General features: G+C 45.5%; 13 protein-coding genes. 11 read left to right on the forward strand and 2 right to left on the reverse strand.

What is annotated here, in order from left to right:
• The first annotated feature begins 2 nt into the window (after positions 1-2).
• From BO18_RS13600 to BO18_RS13615, 4 genes are read left to right on the forward strand one after another with little or no spacing between them, the layout of a single operon-like run.
• On the forward strand, positions 3-1,559 hold the full coding sequence (locus BO18_RS13600; protein ID WP_034446818.1) for a bifunctional ADP-dependent NAD(P)H-hydrate dehydratase/NAD(P)H-hydrate epimerase: 1,557 nt from the start codon (positions 3-5) through the stop codon (positions 1,557-1,559).
• 15 nt (positions 1,560-1,574) lie between these two features.
• Positions 1,575-2,741: an alanine racemase gene (gene alr, locus BO18_RS13605; protein WP_034446819.1), complete on the forward strand. Its 1,167-nt coding sequence runs from the start codon at positions 1,575-1,577 to the stop codon at positions 2,739-2,741.
• Positions 2,741-3,157, forward strand: coding sequence for a hypothetical protein (locus BO18_RS34895; RefSeq protein WP_034446821.1), 417 nt, complete (start codon positions 2,741-2,743; stop codon positions 3,155-3,157). The genes alr and BO18_RS34895 overlap by 1 nt, the downstream gene beginning before the upstream one ends.
• Before the next feature lie 22 nt (positions 3,158-3,179).
• Positions 3,180-4,979, forward strand: coding sequence for an MATE family efflux transporter (locus tag BO18_RS13615; RefSeq protein ID WP_034446824.1), 1,800 nt, complete (start codon positions 3,180-3,182; stop codon positions 4,977-4,979).
• Between the two features lie 105 nt (positions 4,980-5,084).
• On the opposite strand, the gene BO18_RS32790 is transcribed toward BO18_RS13615, so the two are convergent.
• Both BO18_RS32790 and BO18_RS13625 read right to left on the reverse strand, forming a co-directional pair.
• On the reverse strand, positions 5,085-6,326 hold the full coding sequence (locus BO18_RS32790; protein WP_051688723.1) for a hypothetical protein: 1,242 nt from the start codon (positions 6,324-6,326) through the stop codon (positions 5,085-5,087).
• A gap of 118 nt (positions 6,327-6,444) precedes the next feature.
• The gene (locus BO18_RS13625) at positions 6,445-7,425 is read right to left on the reverse strand and encodes an aldo/keto reductase (protein WP_034446826.1); all 981 of its coding nucleotides are present in this window, start codon (positions 7,423-7,425) and stop codon (positions 6,445-6,447) included.
• 159 nt (positions 7,426-7,584) lie between these two features.
• Here BO18_RS13625 and BO18_RS13630 point away from each other — a divergent pair, with 159 nt between their 5' ends.
• The 7 genes from BO18_RS13630 (at position 7,585) to recO (ending at position 17,534) form a co-directional block, all read left to right on the forward strand.
• Positions 7,585-8,946 (forward strand): hemolysin family protein, encoded by a 1,362-nt coding sequence (locus tag BO18_RS13630; RefSeq protein ID WP_034446828.1) that lies wholly within the window; start codon positions 7,585-7,587, stop codon positions 8,944-8,946.
• Between the two features lie 33 nt (positions 8,947-8,979).
• Positions 8,980-9,717, forward strand: coding sequence for a YebC/PmpR family DNA-binding transcriptional regulator (locus tag BO18_RS13635; RefSeq protein ID WP_034446829.1), 738 nt, complete (start codon positions 8,980-8,982; stop codon positions 9,715-9,717).
• Between the two features lie 91 nt (positions 9,718-9,808).
• Entirely contained in the window at positions 9,809-11,719 is a 1,911-nt protein-coding gene (locus BO18_RS13640) for a hypothetical protein (protein ID WP_034446830.1), read from the forward strand.
• 34 nt (positions 11,720-11,753) lie between these two features.
• The gene (locus BO18_RS13645; RefSeq protein ID WP_034446831.1) at positions 11,754-14,684 is read left to right on the forward strand and encodes an insulinase family protein; all 2,931 of its coding nucleotides are present in this window, start codon (positions 11,754-11,756) and stop codon (positions 14,682-14,684) included.
• 23 nt (positions 14,685-14,707) lie between these two features.
• Positions 14,708-15,787: a DUF4349 domain-containing protein gene (locus BO18_RS13650; protein WP_051688724.1), complete on the forward strand. Its 1,080-nt coding sequence runs from the start codon at positions 14,708-14,710 to the stop codon at positions 15,785-15,787.
• Positions 15,771-16,868: a GTPase Era gene (gene era / locus BO18_RS35640; RefSeq protein ID WP_066738247.1), complete on the forward strand. Its 1,098-nt coding sequence runs from the start codon at positions 15,771-15,773 to the stop codon at positions 16,866-16,868. Before BO18_RS13650 ends, era begins: the two co-directional genes overlap by 17 nt.
• A gap of 6 nt (positions 16,869-16,874) precedes the next feature.
• Positions 16,875-17,534: a DNA repair protein RecO gene (recO, locus tag BO18_RS13660; RefSeq protein WP_034446832.1), complete on the forward strand. Its 660-nt coding sequence runs from the start codon at positions 16,875-16,877 to the stop codon at positions 17,532-17,534.
• Positions 17,535-17,560: the final 26 nt, after the last annotated feature.

The following is a 17,560-nucleotide window of genomic DNA, read 5'->3' on the forward strand; positions in this document are numbered from 1 at the left end:
AATTGAAATACGCCCTTTCAAGCCAGGAAATGAAGATAATGGACCGAAATACCTCGGAGGTTTTTGGCGTTGATACGGCTATTCTCATGGAGAGGGCTTCCCTTGAGGTTGTAAGCCGGATTGAGGATTGGAAAAAAGCGCGAAACGCCGTAAGACCCTACAGGGTTCTGATCCTTGCCGGGGTTGGCAATAACGGCGGAGATGGAGTCTGCATCGGCAGAATACTAAAGACCAGGGGATATCTTGTTACCCAGTGCATTATTGGGGATATGACCAAGACCACGGACCTTCTTCTTAAACAGCTGAGGATAGCTGAGAAGTACGGTATTGTAACTGAGACCTTTTTGGGGCTTCAGGAGCGAAAAAACGGATTTGATTTTGATATCATAGTTGATGCGCTATTTGGCATCGGGCTTTCCAGGCCTCTTGTGGGAGATGCTCTGGAGGCAGTTAAATATACCGAGAAATGCAAAGAGGAAATGGGAAAAGATATTTTTCTGATCTCGGTGGATATGCCCTCAGGCGTAAGCGCTGATACCGGCCAGGTTTTTGAAGCTGCTGTCAAGGCAGATATGACCGTAACCTTTAATCAGGTGAAGCTTGGCCAGATCCTTTATCCGGGCTGTGAGTACTGCGGAGAGCTGGTGGTAGCTGATGCCGGCATCACTAAGGAGAGTTTTCTTGGAAAAGAGCCTTTGGCGGTATTTCATGATGGAGAGCCCTTAGCTCTTTTGCCTGAAAGAAGGAAGGATTCCAACAAGGGAACTAATGGGAAGGTCCTTATTGTAGCTGGTTCCAAGGACATAAGCGGAGCCTGCCTCCTTGCTGCATCTGCAGCACTTAAGGCAGGAGCAGGAATGGTCAGGATCTTTACTGCGGCGGAAAATGCCGAGGCGGTGAAGACTCTTTTACCGGAAGCTATGTTGGAAACCTACGAGGACTTTGAACCCGTAATGGATAAGCTAAGGCTTTTGATGGAATGGTCCACCCAGGCGGTCATTGGTCCCGGCATTGGTACAGCTGCCAAGGGAAAAGAACTTTTGACCGTGATGCTGGAATATTATGACAAGAGCCTTGTGACGGATGCGGATGCTCTTAATATCCTGGCTGAAGATAAAGAGCTGATGCGCCTTGCAGAGAATTTTGCAACCGGGAAAAAGAATCTTATCTTAACTCCTCATATGGGCGAGTTTTCAAGGCTTATGGGAAAGCCCATTAAAGAGTGCAAGGAACATCTTTTGGAGTATCCAAGGGAACTTGCAGGGAAGATCCACGGAACTGTCCTTTGTAAGGACGCCCGGAGCATAGTTGCTGACAGCAACGAAAAAAAGATTTATATTAATGTTAGTGGAAATGATGGTATGGCAACTGCCGGATCGGGAGATGTGCTCTCAGGAATACTTGGGGCTCTTTGCCTTCCCGGACTGTCTGGATTTGATATTGCAGCAGCCGGAGCCTATATCCACGGAAGAGCAGGGGATAAGGCCGCTGAGACAGCTGGAAGATATTCCATGGTTGCCACAGACATAGTAGCAGCCCTGCCTGAAATACTAACTTGAGGTTGGATTATTGAAATGGAAGAATTGACGCAGCAGCATCCAAGAGTTTATGCAAAGATTGACCTTAAGGCCATCGAGCATAATCTGGAGGCTATGAGAGATAATATACCTGCCGGAACTAAGATCATGGCAGTTATCAAGACAGACGGCTACGGCCACGGAGCAGTAGAGATCGCTAAGGATCTGGAGACAAAGGATTACATCTGGGGCTACGCAACAGCCACAGCTGAAGAGGCCTTTGAACTTAGAGATGCAGGGATGAAAAAGCCCATACTGATCCTGGGCTATACCTTCCCATACGCTTACGAGCGCATGTTAAAGGAGGGCATCAGACCTTCAGTTTTCAGACCGGACATGGCATCAGAGCTATCCGATCTGGGAAAAGAGCTTTTGGACAAGGGGGACATTTCAGAGGTGCCACCTGTACATCTGGCAGTGGATACAGGAATGTCCAGAATAGGAATAACCCCCGATGATGATGGCATTTCTTTTGTCAAAGAAGTACTGGCCCTGGAGGGCATAAAGGTTGAGGGGGTATTCACACACTTTGCAAGGGCTGATGAAGAGGACCTTACCAATGTAAGAGAGAGGGAAGATGTATTTAAAGGCTTCCTGAACAGAATTGAATCAGAGCTTGGCTATAAGATCCCTATCAAGCACTGTGCTAATTCAGCCAGCATTATTGCTGTTCCTGAGTCCTCCATGGATATGGTAAGGGCCGGGGTTACAATGTATGGCATGTGGCCTTCTGATGAGGTGCCAAAGGATATCATAAGCCTTAAGCCTGCTATGGAGCTGATCAGCCATATAGTAATGGTGAAGGAGGTTCCCAAGGGGACGCCTGTAAGCTATGGCGGAACCTATGTGACAACTAAGGAAACCAGGATTGCCACGATTCCGGTTGGATACGGCGATGGATATCCAAGGAGTCTTTCAAATAAAGGTTATGTACTGATCAACGGTCATCATGCCCCCATTATCGGAAGGGTTTGCATGGACCAGTTTATGGTTGATGTTTCGACTGTTCCCTATGTTATGGAGGGAGACGAGGTTGTGCTTCTTGGAAGAGACAAGACAACCGGAGAGGAGATCACTGCAGAATTTTTAGGAGATCTGTCCGGAAGATTTAACTACGAGCTTACCTGTGACATCAACAAGAGAGTGCCAAGGGTGTTTGTTTAATGATAAAGATCATATTCGCAGATTATGACGATATGAATAATGAGATGCTGGTAAAGCAGCTTTGCATGCTGAAGGAACGGTATAAATGTAAGCTGCTTCTTTTTGATGGACCTCTTGAGGGTGAAGAGGGCATGAAAGCCAGCTGGTGTTCCGAGCACAGACCCGGAATGTTTGAGGATTTCTGCTTTTCCTATGGTGGGAAAAATATGATGGATACAATGCTGGCTTATATTACGGATGCAGATGTTGATCCTACGGAGGTTATGTTTATTTCTGACAAAGAAGCGGAGCTTGCCAACGCAAAGGAAATGGGTATGGAAACCAGAGCCCCTAAGGCAATGGCTGCAGCCTATTTTAAGGCGGTGGAGAAGCTCAAGAAGCAGGCTGGAGGAATTATCCCACCTGATAAAAACTGATCTTGAAAGGAGCGTTGTTAGCATGACAGCAAAGTTTTTTGGCAAGAGTTCCTCTAAAAACCCAATGCTTGAAAGGCTTTTTTTTAAGCTGCTTCCTGTACAGTTACTTATCTTTGCGATGAACTTCGTCAACACAATAGTGGATGGAATTATAGCAGGCCGATACATCAGCGAGAGAACCGTTGGTGTTATTGGTCTGTTTTTTGCTGTTATAGGCATTATTTCAGCTATCTGCTCTGTGGTCATGGGTGGCGGAGCTGTTCTAAGTGGCAGGTTCATAGGGACAGGAGAGCTGGAAAAGACAAGAGGTATCTTTTCTCTTTGTATTTCACTGGCAGTTATAATCGGTCTCATCTTATCAGGAATCTGTTTCTTTTTCCCTGAAGAAATAGCTCTGTTCTGTGGAGCGGATGAGGGACTTAAGGAAAGTCTCATGAATTATTCCCGTGGATATGCCATGGGCATTGTCCCCATGTTTGTGGCGCAGCAGCTGGGAAGCTTCCTTCAGCTGGAAACCCAGAGTAAGAGAAATTACATGGGTGTCGGCGCTATGATCGTATCTAATATTCTGATGGACATCCTCTTTGTTACTATCCTTAAGCTTGATGTTTTTGGCCTGGCCATAGCAACAAGTACCTGTAACTGGATCTATTTCCTGGTTCTGGTTCCCTACTATTTTTCAGGAAAGGCTCAGATGAAATTCAGCTTTTCAAATATATATTGGGCAAAGACTTTGGAACTTATAAAGATTGGAAGTCCCGGAGCACTTTTGCAGGTCTGTCTTGCTATGAGAGATCTTACACTTAACAGAATAGTCCTTAGTGTCGGCGGAGAGGCTGGTCTTTCCTCAAGAGCATCTATGGGGATGATCACAGGTCTTTTTGTGGCTATTGCCGTTGGCGGCGGAACAGTAATAAGGATGCTGGCTAGTGTCTATGTGGGAGAGGAAGACAGGGATTCAATAAAAGAACTGATCAGGCTTGCACTTACCAGGCTTATGGCCATGATGATCTTTGGTATGGTGCTATTATTCTTGCTTTCCGGTGCAATGGCTTCAATCTTTTTCAAGGACAAGACCTCAGAGGTTTACATCATTACCAAGCAGCAGTTCATGATCTATACGCTGGCTATGCCTTTTATACTCCTGGTACAGATTCAGACCAACTACCTTCAGGCCTCAGGTCACAATATAGCTGTACATATCAGCTCGATCATGGATGGCTATGTTAGCGTTGTGGTTCCCGCTATTATACTGGCTCCTTTGATGGGGGTTCTTGGTGTATGGTGGGCTACTCCAATAGGAATCCTGATAACATCTATGGTTTACGTGGTCTACGCCATCGTTTGGACGAAGCATGTTCCCAGAAATGTGGATGAGTGGCTTTTATTCAAACCGGGTTTTGGAGTGGAAGATAAGGACAGACTGGCCATCGTAATAAATAGCATGGATGATGTTATTGGATGTTCCGAGACAATCCAGAAATTTGTTTCCGACCACGGCTACGACAAAAAGACAGCGTATTTTTCAGCATTGGCCCTGGAAGAGATGGCAGGAAATGTTGTCAGTCATGGATTTATAGTAGATAAAAAAGAGCATGATATGGATGTCCGCGTAATCTGCAAGAAAGAGGGCGTTATGCTCCGTATCAAGGACGACTGTGTACCCTTTGATCCGGTTGAAAGAACAGATCTTCTTAATCCTGAGGATCCTACCAAAAACATTGGTATACGTACCATAGGAAAGATCGCAACAGACATGAGTTATCAGAACATGCTTGGCCTCAACGTCCTCACCATCGAGATCGACCAAAAAGCTGGTTAAGGGAGCCATGGGAAAGCCATGGGGCGGTTCTGTTGGCAGGTGGCAGCCCTTGCGGACTCCGGGTCCACCAAGACATACATTCGAAAATACTTGTTTGCGAGTATCTTATCCGAAGCGCTTCTTGGCCTCGGCGTACTGGGAGTTAATCTCCTGGAGAGCAGCTGTGTCGCCGTCCATGTTGTCAGGATGGTAGAGCTTTACAAGGGACTTATACTTCTTGTCTACACTTTCACGGGAAGTGCAGCCTGCAAAGAAATCAAAGGTGCCGGATGTTCCGGCGCCTTTTTTTGTGGTCTCGTCGTAGTCACGCTGATGACGGCGGTCTCTGGGCTCATCGTAGTCGTCTTCGTAATCTTCCTCGACGTCCTCGTCCTCTTCGAAGTCGTCCTCATCTTCGTAGAAATCGTCTTCATCTTCGTAATAATCTTCTTCGTCTTCGTAGAAATCTTCCTCATCTACATCGTTTTCGAAGAAATCTTCATCTGTGAAGCCATGGTGTTTGCGGAAGTGGCGGCGATCTTCGTACTCTTCCTGATCATCTTCGTAATAATCATCCTGTTCTTCGTCGTAGTCTTCCTCATCCCCATAAAAGTCCTCAGCCTTGGCGCGTTTTCCGTGGCGAAGTTCTTCCCTCATTTCTTTATCGCGATTCTTAAGGAACTTGTCATAGCTCTTTTCATAATGCCTTCTGCCTGCTTCGGGGAAGAGTCTGAAATAGCGGCCTTGGGCCTGCTTAAGGAAGGTTGCCCCTGTGATGGCACGGATAAGGTAGAGGGCAGCATCTACAACAACGCTTATAAACAGGATATTTCCAAAGGATGCAAATACGGAAAAAACAAGAAGGATGCTCACTACAGGAAGGAACATCAGGATTGTAAGTATAAGAAGAAAGATGTAAGGAGTGCTTCCGTGATAGGAGTATACATTTGAAGTCCACCAGGTCTTAAGTTCACCGAACATATTTGAAACTACCAGTCTGTCGCGAAGGAGCATATTGCCAGCTTCCTGCTGGACTTTTGCATCGTCTACGAAGTCCCCTGGGATGTTTATATCAGGGATGGAAGGCATCGCAGGATTTCCGGACATTTCCTGACCTGTCATGCCAGGCTGTCCAATCTCCGGAGCGCCTCCCCGGATAATTCCTGACTTTCCAGTGCAGAGCACAAATATGTTCACCAGAAAAAGAAGCACAAAAACAATGCATGTGATGGGAAGAACCACATACAACAGTTTCAGGAACTTAAGGAAGCTCTTTCCGAACCAGGTAAGAAGCGAAAAGAACGCCTTAAGAGCATATATAAGTGCGCTGGTAACGGCGTTTACGATCATAGTAAGAAGAGATACCATATTTTAAATTCTCCAATCAAACACTCCTTCAATTATAAGGAAAATGCAGTACCTTCTCAAGCGCAACATTAAAGCCCTGATATACAGCAAAATGTGCTGCCTATCAGGGCTCATTATCTTAGATGCTGTCAATCTGACGAAGTTCATCCTCTGTAAAGGTGGTGTTTTCAATGGCTTTGATATTGTCCAGGATCTGTGCAGGTCTTGATGCACCCACAAGAACAGAAGTTACGTAGTCGTCCTTTAATACCCAGGCAAGAGCCATTTCAGCAAGGGTCTGCCCACGGCCCTTGGCAATTTCGTTGAGGGCACGAACTCGGGAAATATTCTCGTCAACAGTGCTCTCCTTAAGGAAACGGCCGTCTGTGCGGATCCTGCTGTCCTCAGGGATTCCTTCCAGGTATCTGTCGGTGAGCATTCCCTGGGCGAGAGGGGAGAAGCAGATGATTCCCTTCTTTAGCTCTTTTGCCTTCTGCTTGAGACCGTTCTTCTCAATAGTCCTGTCGAAAATGCTGTATCTGTTCTGGTTGATGATAAAGGGGACCTTCAGCTCATCAAGGATCTTTGTGGCCTTCTCCAGTGTGGGACCATCATAGTTTGAAAGACCAACGTAAAGGGCTTTTCCGCTATGGACGATCTGGGAGAGAGCACCCATGGTCTCCTCAAGGGGAGTCTCAGGATCCATTCTGTGATGGTAGAAGATGTCCACATAATCAAGGCGCATTCTCTGGAGAGACTGATCAAGGCTGGAGATAAGGTATTTTCTGCTTCCCCAGTTGCCGTAAGGCCCGGGCCACATGTCGTAGCCTGCCTTGGTGGAGATTATAAGCTCATCCCTGTAGGCGGAGAAGTTTTCTTTTATGATCTTGCCAAAGTTGATCTCTGCGCTTCCCGGAGCTGGTCCGTAGTTGTTTGCCAGGTCAAAATGGGTAATTCCATTATCAAAAGCTGTCTGGCACATCTGGACCATATTCTCGTAGTTTCCTGTGTCACCAAAGTTGTGCCAAAGACCCAGGGAAACAGCAGGAAGTTTAAGCCCTGAATTACCACAGCGGTTATATATCATATTGTCATATCTTTTTGTGTCCGGATTATACATGGAGTTCTCCTTTCAAATTAGTCACATAATTGCATTATAACAGACTTTTGCAAGAGTTCCTTGCAAAAAATGTCGCGCCTCTTCTCAAAATGTGATATAGTGTAATTTGACTTATTATGCAGTACTTATGTACATATCACTTTTTCAGGAGGGAATATTATGGACGAAGGCTTGCCTTCTGTCAGTATTTTGGCTTTTTTTGTCATTCTCATAATCGACGTGTTCATCAATGGCTTTGTTATGGCCTTAGAGCATGTCAGCAAGGAGGAGATTGAGAAGAAAAGCATCGAGAAAAAAGACAGCATAAGCATTAAGTTACTTGCACTTATGGAAAGTCGCAGCCGCCTTAACGAGGCTATGCACATCCTGACCATTGTGACAAATATGGTCATTGGTGGACTGATAGCTACCAGTATTGCAGGCTACATCAATAAATGGTTTGGCTTTGCAAACGGAAGTGTTTTTCACCTTTTACTGATACTGGTGACAGGCGCTATTGTCATGATATTTATCATGAGTTTTGGAATCCTTATTCCAAGAAGACTTGCCCTTGGCAATCCGGAGAAGTGGGTTTATGCCTGCTACTATCCGGTTAGTTTTATGGCAGTAGTTCTTTTGCCTGTGGCTGCAATCTCCAAGGCTCTGGCCTGGGGAGTACTATCGGCTTTTGGTATAAGAGGAGATGACAAGATCCTGGATGTAACCGAGGAAGAGATAAAGTCCATGGTTTCTGAAGGCCAGGAACAGGGCATTCTTCAGGAGTCCGAGGCGGATATGATCTCCAATATCTTTGAGTTTTCCGACAAGGAAGCCCAGGATATCATGACCAACCGAAATGCAATGGTTGCCATTGATGCCAATGTGAGCCTGAAAGAAGCTGTGAACTTCATGATGGACACCAATAACTCCAGATTCCCTGTGTATCTTGAGGATATTGACCACATAATTGGTATCATGCATATCAGAGATGCCATGAAAAAGCTCTCTGAGGAGACGGATGAGGAGCTTCCAATCAGGAAGATTAAGGGACTTCTTCGTCAGCCCAAGTTCGTTCCCGAGACCAGGAACATCGATTCCCTGTTCCACAGCATGCAGTCTTCCAAGACCCAGATGGTCATTGTCATTGACGAGTATGGCCAGACAGCGGGACTTGTTACCATGGAGGACATCCTTGAGGAAATCGTCGGAAACATCATGGATGAGTATGACGAGGATGAGAACTTCATCAAGCCCACAAGGAATGCAGGTGAGTTTACGGTGGATGGCAAGACACCTCTTGAAGTACTTGAGAAGAGGTTCAAGATCTCTTTTGAAAAGAGTGAGTTTGAGACCCTCAACGGATTCCTGATATCCAAGCTTGACAGGATTCCGGAAAATGATGAGGATTTCCAGATAGCAGTTGATGGCTATAATTTCAAGATCCTTTCTGTTCAGAATCATATGGTGGAGAGTGTACTTCTGACAAAGCTCCCACAGGAGACTGAAGAAAAAGAGGATGAGAATTTAGAAATAGCAAAATAAATTAAGCAATAAGTAATATGAAAGGAAGTTTTTATGTCAGGACATTCAAAATTTGCAAACATCAAGCACAAGAAAGAAAAGAATGATGCAGCAAAGGGTAAGATCTTTACTATCATCGGAAGAGAAATCGCTGTTGCAGTTAAGGAGGGTGGCCCGGATCCAGCCAACAACTTCAAGCTTGCACAGGTAATCGCTAAGGCAAAGGCTAACAACATGCCTAACGATACTATTGATCGTGGTATCAAGAAGGCTTCAGGTGCCGAGGGCAACGTTGATTACAAGAACATTACTTACGAAGGATATGGCCCTGGCGGAACAGCTATCATTGTTGAGGCACTTACAGATAACCAGAACAGAACAGCTTCAAACGTTAAGGCTGCTTTTTCAAAGGGTAACGGTAACGTTGGAACTCCTGGTTGCGTATCATACATGTTCGACAACAAGGGACAGATCCTTATCGACAAGGAAGAGTGCAGCATGTCAGCTGATGATCTTATGATGCTGGTTCTTGATGCAGGCGCTGATGACTTCAACGAGGAAGAGGACAGCTATGAGATCCTTACAACACCTGATAATTTCCAGGCAGTTGTTGAGGCTCTTAACAAGGAGAACGTAACTACTGCATCTGCTGAGGTTACAATGATCCCTCAGAACTATGTTGCAGTAACAGATCCTGAGAATGTTAAGTATCTCCAGAGAATCTTAGATCTTCTTGATGAGGATGACGACGTTCAGGCAGTTTATCATAACTGGGAGGAGCCTGAAGAGTAATCCTTTTAGGCTAAAGGACTTGAGGGAAAGTCCATTTCTAAAGGCCGGGTAATCCCGGTAAATAATTAAAAACATTTGGGGGTCCTGAAAAATGAAACTTAGGCGTTCTTGGCCAGCAATATTCATCTGGTTTGTATTCGTGTTATTCGATATTGTAATGGTGGCAAGCTGTAGTTATTTTTCGGGACTCTTTCCATCTGATAATCTGCTTGTCTACTCCTGTGTGTTTACTGCACTGAGCATTCTGGCTATGTCAGTTCTGACCTTTGCGCTGGGGCGCCTCAGTGATCATCTGATGGTTCACGACTTTGTTGACAAAGCAGCATTTAAAGTGTTTTATGCCTTAGCTGCTGTTCTCATCATAGTGGGAGGGGGGTACTACAGGCTTGAACTTTTAGCACATTCTGCCGGAGAGATAGTAGGAAAGTACAGTCTTTATGAAAATGCCATGGTGGGGGGAAAGAACCTTACACCTGAGTATGATCTGTTATCAATCGTCTATTCAGGGATACTGAAGTTTATCCTTATTTTTACAGGTAACATCATTTCCGTTGCCTTCTTTTTCCAGATTGCATGCTTTACCATATTTATGATCTGTGGCTTTTTCACAGTAAAAATGCTGCTTGGAAGGACAGCAGCCCTTGTATTTACAGCCTATGTGGCATTTGTTCCGATATTTACCACAGCCTTTACCGGCCTTGAGCTGTCTACAGATTACCTGTTCATGGCCATGTTTGGTATTGAGCTTTTGTTCGTGGCTCTTTTCCTAAAGGGAGCTTATCTTAGTAAGTTTAGATCAGGGGCTTGGGTTATCTTGTTTTTGATAGTGGGTATCGTTGTAGGCTTTATGGCCTACGTGGATGCAGGAACTATCATTATGATCCTGCCATTTTTAGTGGCACCGATTTTCTTTTACGGGAAGTGGCCTACTGATGATCTTATGGAACTGTTTATCATTATTCTGGGGGCGCTTTTAGCGTTTTTTGGAATGATCGCTCAGGAAGCCGGATTTGCCGTTGTAAGTGACAGACTTGCCAATTGGGCATCCTATTACTTCCATAATCTGAACATTGTGAGTATGTTCTGGACCTACACTGACCATAAGCTCCTTTATCTGATCACTGTGGTTGCCATGTCAGGTGTCCTGGTGGGATTTTGGAAGAACAGGAAGGTGGAAAAGATATCTCCCTGGCTCCTTTCAATGCTCTTCATGTTTGCAACAGTTCCATTTATGGGGGCAACCAGAATGAACACCCAGGCCTTTGTGACAGTGTATTACGCACTGATCCTTGGCTGCGTTGCATCGCTGATCACACTTCCAGCCTATGAAACCGGTGATGTTGATACGGAGGTAAAAGAGCTTTCGGATGAGGCTAATGCAGCTGCTGAAGAAACAGCAGATGAGCCAAAGGCTGAGGGTATCAGCGCAGTTGTGGAGCCGGAGACAGAGGCTGCAAAGACTTCAGGTGTGGCATCTTCAGAAGCAGAGTTTGAAGGCGAAGAAGCAGCAGAATCAGTTGATGCTGAGATTACTACAAACCATGCGGAGTCAGAAACTGAGAGCGTCCAGACAGATGATAAGCCAGAAAAGGCACCACGCTACGTCCCTGAGGGCATGGTTCTTCCTGAGGACGACGAGGACGTTGACCTTACACCTCACATGAAGATGCCTGAGTTCAAGGGAAGTCTTGGCCCAGATGGCAAGCCTGAAAAGATCAAGCTAAATCGCCCTGAAACCGCTGCAATCCTGGGCGGAGCAGCAGTTGCTGCAGCCGAAGCAGCTAAGATCGCTGAAGACATCGAACCTGCAGAGCCTGAAAGCCCAGAGGAAATCGTTCCTGCTGAACCCGAGACTGTTGAAGATCTCACATCCGCCGATGAAGGCCAGGAGTATAGTATAACCAAGGATGATTCTCCAAAAGCACCTCAAGAGCACAGATTCGTAGACCGTAAGGATGACTTTGATATCGCTCTCAAGCCAGGTGATGACTTCGACATCTGATAATAATACTTAACACGAAAAGGACCTCAACTACATGAGATTAGAAGACTTAACAGCGTATGAAATAATTGAAAAGCGTCCCATAGATGACCTTAATTCCGTCAGCTACCTGATGAAGCATAAGAGGACAGGGGCGAGGATAGCTCTTTTATCCAATGATGACGACAATAAGGTGTTCGCCATTGGCTTTAGGACTCCACCAAAGAACTCCACAGGAGTTGCCCATATCATTGAGCATACAGTGCTGTGTGGCTCTAAGGAGTTCCCGGTAAAGGACCCTTTTGTTGAACTTGTAAAGGGTTCCCTTAACACATTTTTGAATGCAATGACTTATCCCGATAAGACCGTGTATCCTGTGGCAAGCTGCAATGATGCTGACTTCCAGAACCTGATGCACGTTTATCTGGATGCAGTTTTTTACCCCAATATATATAAGACAGACAAGATCTTCCGCCAGGAGGGCTGGCACTATGAGATGGAAGATGAGAATAGCGAGCTGACCATCAACGGCGTTGTATACAACGAGATGAAGGGTGCCTTCTCATCTGCAGACGATATGCTCTCAAGGGAGATCCAGAACTCTCTTTATCCTGATATTACCTACGGAATTGAGTCCGGCGGAGATCCTGACGTGATCCCTGAGCTCACCTATGAGGAGTACCTGGATTTCCACAGGAAGTATTATCATCCATCAAACAGCTATATTTACCTCTATGGAAACATGGATATGGCTGAAAAGCTGGACTACATCGACAAGAACTACCTGTCAGCTTTTGAAAAGATAGAAGTTGACTCTGCTGTAGGATTCCAGAAGGCCTTTGAGGAGCCAAAAGAGATCAGAAAGACCTATCCGGTTCTTCCTGATGAGGAGCTTTCAAAGAACACCTACCTTTCCTATAACTGCAGCGTAGGCTCAACACTGGATTCCAAGGTTTACATTGCCTTTGACATCCTTGACTACGCCCTTTGTTCAGCTCCAGGAGCTCCTATCAAGAAGGCGCTGATCGACAAGGGTATCGGGCAGGATGTTTACAGCGAATATGACAATGGCATTCAGCAGCCTGTTTTCTCAATTGTTGCCAAGAATGCAGATGCATCCCAGAAGGATGAATTCGTAAACACCATCAGGGAAGTCTTGAAAGAGCAGATCGAGAAGGGAATTGATAAGAAATCTCTTTTGGCCGGCCTTTCCTATGATGAGTTCAAATACCGCGAGGCAGATTTTGGAAGATATCCTAAGGGCCTTTTATATGGACTTCAGGTTCTTGACAGCTGGCTCTACGACGACTTAAAGCCCTGGATAAATGTGGAGGCAAATGCTACCTTTGCTGAGCTTAAAAAGGAGGCGGAAGGCAACTACTTTGAGGAATTGGCAAAGAAGTACCTTCTTGATAATACCCACAGGACAGTAGTTGTATTGGAACCTGAGCAGGGACTTACAGAGAAAAAGGACGAGGCTCTTAAAAAGAAGCTTCAGGAGTACAAGGAGTCTCTGACCTCTGAAGAGATCAAAAAGATAGTTCAGGATACGAAGGAACTTAAGGAGTATCAGGACACCCCGGATGCCCCGGAAGACCTTGCTAAGATCCCGCTTCTTAAGCTTTCAGATATGCGTAAGGAGTCAGAGAAGTTCATCTACGAGCTTCGTGATGTGGAAGGAAATAAGGTTCTTTTCCACGATATCTTTACCAACGGAATCGCCTACATCAACTTTGTCTTCGATATGTCAACTGTGGATGCAGCTCTTTTGCCATATACATCCTCGCTTAAAAAGGTCCTTGGCATGCTGAACACAGAGCACTATGAATACGGCGACCTGTACAATGAGATCAACATCAGAACCGGCGGTATTAGCGGATCTATCAGCACTTACACCGATTCCGGTGATGCCAAGAAGTTCCAGACCAAGTTTGAGATCAGCGTCAAGGTTCTTCACGAGAACCTGCATTACGCCTTCGACCTGGTAAAAGAGATACTGACATCAACAAAGTTTGATGACGTTAAGAGACTTAAGGAGATCTTTGGAGAGCAGTATGCAAGGCTTTCTACAGACCTGGCTTCAGCTGGTCACCAGAGCGCAGCCATAAGAGCAATGTCCTACGTTTCTCCTTCAGCTGTGGTTTCTGATAATGTCAGCGGAATAGGCTATTTCAGACACCTTGAGGGCGTCAACAAGGCTCTTGAATCACAGGATGGAGCAAAAGAGCTTATAGAGAAATTAAAGTACTTAAGCAGACTCATCTTCAGACCTGAGAATCTTCTTGTGGATGTCACAGGAACTGAGAAGGAATATCAGGGAATTGAGGATCAGGTAAAAGAATTTGTGAAGACTCTTTACACTGAGGATGTGGAAAAGGGCCACCTTGAGCCAAAGCCTGTCAAGAAGAACGAAGCCTTCAAGACTGCCGGACAGGTTCAGTATGTATGCCGTGCCGGAAACTTTGCAAATAGTGGCCTTTCCTACCACGGAGCCCTCAGAGTATTAAAGGTAATGATGGGCTACGACTATCTGTGGAAGAACATAAGGATACTGGGCGGAGCTTATGGCTGTATGAGCAGCTTTGCAAAGAACGGCGATTCGGCTTTTGTGACCTACAGAGATCCTAACCTTACAAACAGTATTGATGTATTCGAGAAGGCATCTGAGTATCTGAAGGATTTTGATGCAGATGACAGAACCATTCTTCAGTACATCATCGGAGCTATCTCAGATCTGGATACCCCAAAGACTCCTTCTTCAAAGGGAAGCTATGGCCTTACAGCATATCTTTGCAATGCAAAGATGGAAAAGATCCAGAAGAACAGGGATGAGCTTTTGGGCACAACGAAGCAGACGATCAGAGATCTGGCAAAGTATGTGGATGCGTTTATGTCTGACGGATGCCTTTGTGTTATCGGCTCTTCAGAAAAGATTGAGGAAGCAAAAGATTCTTTTGATAAGATAGAACAGCTCCTTGGGAGATAATAAATTCTAGTGGGGGAATTGGTATGAAAAAGAGACAGTTTGGGATAATACTTGCATCAGCTGTAATGACAGCATCAGTTGTTCTTTCAGGTTGTGGAGCCAGCGGAGCCACAAAGGATTCCTACATGGCTACAGAGAGCGCTATGGAAGCTCCTAGCTACGGAGTGTATGAAGAAGCTGCTTCCATGGACATGGCAGACAATAAGATGGCAGGTAGTGAAGCCGGGAAAGTGGTGGATACTTCTAACAGGAAGCTTATTACCACAGTTAACCTATCTGCTGAGACTGACGACCTGGATTCCACTGTAAACGAGGTTGAAAGAAAGGTTAAGGAGCTTGGAGGCTACATCGAGTCCAGCAATGTATATAACGGTTCAGGAAGTTACCGCTCCTCAAGAAGTGCCAGCCTTACAGCCAGGATTCCGGCAACCAGGCTTGATGAGTTTGTTGAGTCTATTGAAGGCTCCAACAACATTGTCAGCAAGTCAGTTAATGTAGATGATGTGACCCTTAGCTATGTCGACATCGAGAGCAGGAAGAACTCCCTCAAGACTGAGGAAAAGAGACTGTTAGAGATCCTTGAAAAGGCTGAGACAGTTGAAGACATCATCACCATTGAGGATAAGCTGGCAAATGTGAGATATGAGCTTGAGAGCATTGAATCGCAGTTACGTAGCTACGACAACCGTGTTGATTACAGCACTGTTTACCTTGATATTGATGAGGTTGCAATCTTTACTCCTGTAGAGAAGGAAGGCGCCTTTGCAAGGATGGGTAAGGGCTTTATGCAGAGTCTTAAGGATGTAGCTGAAGGACTTGTGGAGTTCTGTGTATGGTTAGTAACTCATATTCCACAGATCATCGTCCTTATAATTGTTGTTTTGATCTTCATCCTTATTGGCAGAGCTCTCATCACAGGAGGCAACAAGAGAAGAGCTAAGAAGGCGGCTAAGATGCAGGCTAAGTACGCTGCAGGCCCTCAGCCTCAGAACATGGCAAATGCTGCAAACATGCAAACACCACAGGCTGCAGCTCCAAATGTTGGAACACACGTTGACGTAAGCACACCGGAAGATAAAGGAAATAATGGAAATCAACAATAACATGGATAATTTCAGAACAGGCTTTGTAACCCTTATAGGAAGGCCAAATGTTGGCAAGTCCACCCTGATGAATCATCTTATCGGGCAGAAGATTGCCATCACCAGCAATAAGCCCCAGACCACCAGAAACAGGATCATGACGGTTTACACCGACGATGTATCTCAGATGATCTTTCTGGATACTCCGGGACTTCATGACACCAAGAATAAGCTTGGTGAATACATGACCAAGGTGGCTAAGAGCACCATTTCAGAGGTGGATGTGGTCATGTGGCTGGTGGAGCCAAGCACCTATATAGGTGAGATGGAAAAGTCCATCATTGAGGAGCTTAAATCCTGCAAAAAGCCTGTGATCCTTGTTATCAATAAAATAGATACAGTCTCTGAGGACAGCCTTTCCAAGTTTGAAGAGGCATACCTGAAAGAGATGGATTTCGCCAAGGTGGTCAAGGTGGCTGCCCTTAAAGGTATCAATATAGAAGAAGCCAAGGACGCCATAAGGCAGTTCCTTCCTGTGGGTCCTCCCTACTATGACGAGGACACCATCACTGATCAGCCTGAGAGGCAGATCGTTGCTGAGATCATCAGAGAGAAGGCCCTTCGCCTTTTACAGGATGAGGTACCCCATGGAATAGCTGTTACAGTTGAGACCATGAGAATGAGAGAAGCTGTAGCACCTAAGCCTAAGAAAAAGAGGCATCAGCATCCGCCAAAGAAGAGTTCTCTGGAAAAACAGCTTCAGGAAGCACAGCTTTCACAGGACATGGATGAAGATATGGAAGATGGCCCGGTTGTCTTTTCACTGGACGGGCAACAGGCAGATGACCAGGGATATGACCCCGAGGGAATTATGGATATAGAAGCTACCGTCATCTGCGAGAGGGATTCCCACAAGGGCATAGTCATCGGAAAGGGTGGCGCCATGCTTAAGCGCATTGGATCCTCAGCCAGAAAGGATATTGAGGAACTGGTGGGATGCCAGGTTAATCTGCAGCTTTTTGTAAAGGTCAGAAGAGACTGGCGTGATGACAAGCAGCAGCTTAAGAACTTCGGTTATAACGACAGACAATTCAAGGATTAAAACCGCATGGAAGATATTATCACCGTCAGAGGTATGGTGTTAAAACATAGCCCCAGTGGAGATTACGACTGGGTTGCGACTATACTGACAAGGGAGAGAGGCAAGATAACAGCCTTTGCCAGAAGTGCCAGAAAGCCTGTAGCAAAGCTTTCGGGAACGGTGGAACCCTTTTGTTTTGGCACCTATAAGCTCTTTGCCGGGAAGAACTCCTACAATATAGTAGAAGCAGATATCGACAATTACTTTGAGGGATTCAGAGGGGATCTGGAGGGTGCCTGTTACGGCACCTTTTTCCTTGAACTGGCAGGCTTTTATACAAGGGAAAACAACGAGGATGTGGAGCTTTTGAACCTCCTTTATCTTTCACTTAAAGCTCTTTTGAAGGAAAGTATCCCCAACAAGCTGGTACGATGTATATTTGAGCTTAGAGCTCTTTTAATCGAGGGTGAATACCCCGGAGCTCCAAAGGACTTAAAGCTTTCTGAGTCCTGCCTGTATGCCATGGAGTTCATTTCCCAGACTCCACTGGAGCGCCTGTACACCTTCAATGTGACTGAAGAAGTCCTTGATGAACTGTGCAGGGTAGTGCGCCTTTTCAGGAAAAGATATATCGACAGGCCTATGAAAAGCCTTGAGATGCTTGGAACATTCGATGACGCCCTGTGATATGGGCGCTATTGAAAAAGAAATAT

The organism is Butyrivibrio sp. AE2032, assembly GCF_000702965.1.

What these genes read in the sequence shown, in the direction of transcription:
- alr (WP_034446819.1), top strand. Translation starts at nt 1,575, where the DNA reads ATGGAAGAATTGACGCAGCAGCATCCAAGAGTTTATGCAAAGATTGAC.
- BO18_RS34895 (WP_034446821.1), top strand. Translation starts at nt 2,741, where the DNA reads ATGATAAAGATCATATTCGCAGATTATGACGATATGAATAATGAGATG.
- BO18_RS13615 (WP_034446824.1), top strand. Translation starts at nt 3,180, where the DNA reads ATGACAGCAAAGTTTTTTGGCAAGAGTTCCTCTAAAAACCCAATGCTT.
- BO18_RS32790 (WP_051688723.1), bottom strand. Translation starts at nt 6,326, where the DNA reads ATGGTATCTCTTCTTACTATGATCGTAAACGCCGTTACCAGCGCACTT.
- BO18_RS13625 (WP_034446826.1), bottom strand. Translation starts at nt 7,425, where the DNA reads ATGTATAATCCGGACACAAAAAGATATGACAATATGATATATAACCGC.
- BO18_RS13630 (WP_034446828.1), top strand. Translation starts at nt 7,585, where the DNA reads ATGGACGAAGGCTTGCCTTCTGTCAGTATTTTGGCTTTTTTTGTCATT.
- BO18_RS13635 (WP_034446829.1), top strand. Translation starts at nt 8,980, where the DNA reads ATGTCAGGACATTCAAAATTTGCAAACATCAAGCACAAGAAAGAAAAG.
- BO18_RS13640 (WP_034446830.1), top strand. Translation starts at nt 9,809, where the DNA reads ATGAAACTTAGGCGTTCTTGGCCAGCAATATTCATCTGGTTTGTATTC.
- BO18_RS13645 (WP_034446831.1), top strand. Translation starts at nt 11,754, where the DNA reads ATGAGATTAGAAGACTTAACAGCGTATGAAATAATTGAAAAGCGTCCC.
- BO18_RS13650 (WP_051688724.1), top strand. Translation starts at nt 14,708, where the DNA reads ATGAAAAAGAGACAGTTTGGGATAATACTTGCATCAGCTGTAATGACA.
- era (WP_066738247.1), top strand. Translation starts at nt 15,771, where the DNA reads ATGGAAATCAACAATAACATGGATAATTTCAGAACAGGCTTTGTAACC.
- recO (WP_034446832.1), top strand. Translation starts at nt 16,875, where the DNA reads ATGGAAGATATTATCACCGTCAGAGGTATGGTGTTAAAACATAGCCCC.